General features: G+C 61.9%; 4 protein-coding genes, 1 tRNA gene and 1 pseudogene. 4 read left to right on the top strand and 2 right to left on the bottom strand.

Annotation, left to right across the window (positions count from 1 at the left end; all coding sequences use genetic code 11):
• Window positions 1-276: pseudogene (locus Q0072_RS18775) on the top strand (hypothetical protein); the annotation flags it as partial.
• Window position 277: 1 nt separating this feature from the next.
• Window positions 278-586, top strand: coding sequence for a helix-turn-helix domain-containing protein (locus Q0072_RS18770; protein ID WP_298333075.1), 309 nt, complete (start codon window positions 278-280; stop codon window positions 584-586).
• A 237-nt stretch (window positions 587-823) separates the two neighbouring features.
• Here Q0072_RS18770 and Q0072_RS18765 read toward each other — a convergent pair.
• Window positions 824-913, bottom strand: a tRNA-Ser gene (locus tag Q0072_RS18765).
• 172 nt (window positions 914-1,085) lie between these two features.
• Here Q0072_RS18765 and msrA point away from each other — a divergent pair.
• A complete protein-coding gene (gene msrA, locus Q0072_RS18760) occupies window positions 1,086-1,724 on the top strand; it encodes a peptide-methionine (S)-S-oxide reductase MsrA (protein ID WP_298333074.1) in 639 nt (212 codons plus the stop codon).
• A gap of 10 nt (window positions 1,725-1,734) precedes the next feature.
• Here msrA and Q0072_RS18755 read toward each other — a convergent pair whose 3' ends face one another.
• Complete coding sequence (locus tag Q0072_RS18755) at window positions 1,735-2,574, bottom strand: NAD(P)H-hydrate dehydratase (RefSeq protein WP_298333073.1); 840 nt, start codon at window positions 2,572-2,574, stop codon at window positions 1,735-1,737.
• Window positions 2,575-3,064: 490 nt separating this feature from the next.
• On the opposite strand from Q0072_RS18755, the gene Q0072_RS18750 reads away from it, so the two are divergent.
• A partial coding sequence (locus Q0072_RS18750; RefSeq protein ID WP_298333072.1) for a DUF885 family protein occupies window positions 3,065-4,776 on the top strand: 1,712 nt, incomplete at its 3' end.

The raw sequence follows: 4,776 nt of genomic DNA, 5'->3' as shown, positions 1-4,776 counted from the left end.
CTTGACCGGATAGCGCAGAAGCAGGACAGCCACGCGCGCGACATCGAGGTCGTACTGGAAGCCATTGCGCAGTTTGCGAACATCTATTTTGCCTTTACCGGCAGCGTGCCGAACCCTGATGAGGCGTCTCAGAAACGCGGCAGGCACCGTTTCGACTTCTATACCAAGCATGTCGGCAAGATTCTGGCCGCAGGCTCGACTTTCGGATGGCAGGTGGAAGAGATAGTAGAGGCCCACCAAAGCGAAAGCGCCACGTCAGACGGGGAGGATCGCTGATATGTCCAGCCCGGCGCAGCACGAACCGCAGAAACTCGCTTACCGTATCGACGAAGCCGTCAAGGCCAGCGGACTGGGGCGGTCATTCCTGTACGAGCGCATGGCCGATGGGTCGCTCAAGTCCGTCAAGATCGGTGGCCGCAGGCTGATCATGCGCGAAGATCTCTTGCGCTTTCTCTGCGGAGACATCGCCGTCGCGGGTGAGGTCGAGGCTCCCAAAGCAAAACCAAGGCCGGAGCCAAAGCCCAAATCAGCGAGCCGGGCGGGCGTCATCCCGTTTGGACAGCTTGAACTCCCGTGGCGGCGATAGGGCTTATGTAGAGGCATCACTCGCAAAAGGGCGTGAGTGAAGCACAAGCGCCTCACTGGAGCGGAGGCTGTGGCCGCGACCGCCCAAGCGTGTCTATGTTGCAGAGACAGCACATCTACCTTCAAAAGCGTCCGACCTCATCCACTGAAATCCACGCAAACCGCTGGGGTGAATGCTGGGGTTGGTCTGTCGATGAGTGAGAAATAGCCAGCAGATTCAAGGGCTTGGGGAGGTGGGTGGCGGACAGAGAGGGATTCGAACCCTCGATAGAGTTGCCCCTATACACGCGTTCCAGGCGTGCGCCTTCAACCACTCGGCCACCTGTCCATCACTGGCAAGACCGGGCCATGCCGCAGGTCTTGGGAAGGCGGCGGTTATAACCGTCCACCGATAAATCGCAAGCCCCTAACTGGCCTCTGGCGCTATCTTTTTTACACCCTATATGTCCGGCATAGGTCTATACTGGGGATAAATCCCCCTACATACTCAGGAGCCGTGCATGTTCGGTAGCAAAACCCGCCTGATTTCCCGTGAAGACGCCCTGCCGGGCCGTGCTGAGGCTCTGCCCACCGACACGACGCACGCCGTGCTTGGCACGCCGCTGAAAGGGCCTTTCCCTGAGGGCACCGAAACCGTGGTGTTCGCCATGGGGTGTTTCTGGGGCGTCGAGCGCCTGTTCTGGCAGCAGGCGGGCGTTTACACGACGGCGGCCGGTTATATCGGTGGTTATACGCCCAACCCGACCTATCGTGAGGTGTGCACCGGTCAGACGGGCCATACCGAAGGCGTTCTGGTCGTTTATGATCCGGCCCAACTCAGCTTCGAGGCGCTTTTAAAGCTGTTCTGGGAGCGTCACGACCCGACGCAGGGTATGCGTCAGGGCAATGATGTCGGCACGCAGTACCGTTCGGCCATCTTCACCACCACCGAGGCGCAGTACGAGGCGGCATTGAAGTCACGCGATGCGTTTGAGGCGGCACTGTCGGCCAAGGGTCTTGGGCCGATCACCAGCGAGATTTTCGGCCCCGACAGCGATCAGCCCTTCTATTACGCCGAAGACTATCATCAGGGCTATCTGGAGAAGAACCCGGAAGGCTATTGCGGCCTTAAGGGCACGGGCGTCACCTGCGCGATTTAACCGATAGGATTTAAGCCGGCTTCATATCGCGCAAGATCGCCGGGATCTGCTCGCTCAGATCCTCGGCGATCAGGCCCGGCCCGAAGCGGCGCGCCGCTTCTGAATGCAGCCACACCCCGGCGCAGGCGGCTTCAAACGCCTTCATCTTCTGAGCCATCAGCCCGCAAATCAGCCCGCCGAGCACGTCACCTGATCCGGCGGTGGCCAGCCACGGCGGGGCATGGCGATTGACCACCAGCCTGCCGTCAGGGTGGGCAATCACGGTTTCGGCCCCTTTTAACAATACCACAGCCCCGGAGGCGGCCGCCGCATCGGCGGCGGCGCGCGCCCGTTCCTCGGCCCGGCCGAAGACGCGCGCAAATTCGCCTTCGTGCGGGGTGAGGACGCAGGGGCCGCTGATGGCGGCAAACAGGGTCTTTGGGTCGTCTTTGAACACGGTGAGGGCATCGGCATCAAGCACGCAGGGCTTTTGCGCCCTGAGCGTTGCCAGAACAAAATCGCGCGTGCGCTCGTTCAGCCCGGCGGCGGGCCCCAGCAGCACGGCGGTGACGCGCGGGTCGCCGATCAATCCGGCAAATTCGGCGACATCGCGCACCGGCTTGGTCATGACCGCTTCAAAGGCTGTCGCGTAGACGATCAGGGCCGACGGGTCGCAGGCCACGGACACCAACCCGGCGCCTGCGCGCAAGGCTGCCCGCGCCGCCAGCCGCGCCGCGCCCGTCGAATGAACAGGGCCACCCAGCACGACGGCGTGACCGCGATCATACTTGTTGCCCGCCACATCGGGCGAGGGGAAGTGGCCGAACCAGTGTTCCGGACGGTTATCGGCAGGGGTGGGCAGGGTGCTCATGAGGATCTCGACGAGAAGTAATCACCTGTGACTCTCCTGTAGCACAGGCGTGTCCTTTTCGGGAGCCGGATCAAAGGCCTGCGCCATCAGGAAACCGTACCGCCCGCAAGTTGTGTCAAGCACGCACAGATGCGCATTTTCGATCATCATATCCCCAAAACATGTGATACCGCCCCCTAAAATGAGGGGGTAGGGTGTGGCAAGTTGCTGTTAAGTGTCGATGTTTGGCTCCGGGAGCTGGGGGTTGCCGGGGGGAAGCGAAACGTCGCAAATGCCGGAACGGACGCATGGCGCATCGCCAGAGTTGTCCCCCTTTGGTGCCGCCGCTTCCTTGTCCCAGGATCGGCCCCCTACGTCCAGACGTCCGTTCCGGCCCTTTTCAAACATTACAGAGAGTTCATCTTGACCCCGTTGCGGCCTGTGCTGAGCGGGGTTAGGGTCGTTGCCTGCGCAACCGTATGCGCCCCGTACCTTTTCCGGAGATGCCCCCATGCTTGATCGTCGTTCGCTTTTGTCCGGGGCTTCGGCCCTTGCCGCTATGGGTCTCTCGGCCGGCACCGCTTTCGCGCAGGCGGCATCGGCGAAGCTGAACGCGACGTTTGACGCTATCTTCAATGAGATGGTTGATCATTCGCCAACGGGTGCCACCTCTCTGGGCCTCGACACGGGGGCGCGCGCCGCCCTGAAAGCCAGGCTCGATCCGGCCACACCGCAGGAACGCGCCCGCTACACGGCCTTTCTGGAAAAGTCGGTCGCCGCGTTGAAGGCCATCCCGCGCGATCAGTTGTCCGGCATGGACCGCATCAATTACGACACCGTGCTGTGGGACCTGACCCAAAGCCTGAACGGCTATAAGGCCTTCGCCTTTGGTTCGCCGGGGTCGTCGCCCTACGTCATCACGCAGCTGACGGGCTCCTATATCTCGATCCCGGACTTCCTCGACAGCCAGCACACCATCGAGACGAAGGCCGATGCCGACGCCTATCTGTCGCGCCTCAAGGCCTATGCCGTGCTGCTCGATGAGGAAACCGCCAAGATGCAGGCCGATGTGGCCAAGGGCGTCATCGCGCCGGACTTCGCGCTGCAAAAGGCCATCACCCAGCTCAAGACGCAGCGCGACACCAAGGCCGCCGACAGCGTCTTGGTGCAATCCATCGTCCGCCGCACGAAGGAAAAGAACATCGCCGGTGACTGGGGGGGGCAGGCGACCCAGATTTATGAAACCGCCGTCGTCCCGGCGCTCAGCCGTCAGATCGCCGCCGTCGAAGCCGTCCTGCCCAAGGCGACGCACGATGCCGGCGTGTGGCATATTCCGCAGGGCGAGGCCTACTACATCTACGGCGCGCGCGGTGGCACCTCCACCGACCTGACGCCGGACGTCATCCACCAGATCGGCCTCGATAAGGTCAAGGAACTCAATGCTGAGCTGGAAAAGGTAATGACGAAACTCGGCATGACCACGGGCACGACGGGCGACCGTCTCAAGGCCATGGCCAAGGACCCGAAGTTTGTCTATCCCAACACCGATGCGGGCAAGGACAAGTTGCTGGCCGATCTCAACACGCAGGTCGAGGTGGTGCAGGCCAAGCTACCGGCCTATTTCGGTGTCCTGCCCAAGACCAAGGTGACGATCAAGCGCATCCCGCCGGCGACCGAGTTGGGCGCGCCGGGCGGCTATTATCAGCCGGCGTCGCTCGATGGCTCGCGTCCGGGGGCCTATTACATCAATCTGCGCGACACGGCCGAAGTGCCGAGCTGGACCCTGCCGACCCTGACCTATCACGAGGCGATTCCGGGTCACCACATGCAGATTTCGATCCAGCAGGAGAACAAGAACCTGCCGATGCTGCGGCAGATTTCCGGCTTCAACGCCTATATCGAAGGCTGGGCCCTCTATTCCGAAGAGGTCGCGGCCAAGGATATGGGCATGTATGCCGAAGACCCCTATGGCTATATCGGCTATCTGCACGACGCCCTGTTCCGCGCCTGCCGTCTGGTCGTCGATACGGGGATGCACCATAAGCGCTGGAGCCGTGAACAGGCTATGGCCTTTATGGACGCCAATCTGGGCGATCCGAACGAAACCGAGATCGAACGCTACTGCGTGTGGCCGGGTCAGGCGCTGGGTTACATGATCGGCAAGATCAAGTGGCTGGAGCTGCGGGCAAAGTATCAGGCAAAGCTGGGTGCGAAGTTCGACGT

Source organism: Asticcacaulis sp., from assembly GCF_027484505.1.
Classification (GTDB): Bacteria; Pseudomonadota; Alphaproteobacteria; order Caulobacterales; family Caulobacteraceae; genus Asticcacaulis.
Note: the sequence above shows the minus strand (reverse complement) of the source record. Positions and strands in the feature narration are given on the sequence as shown.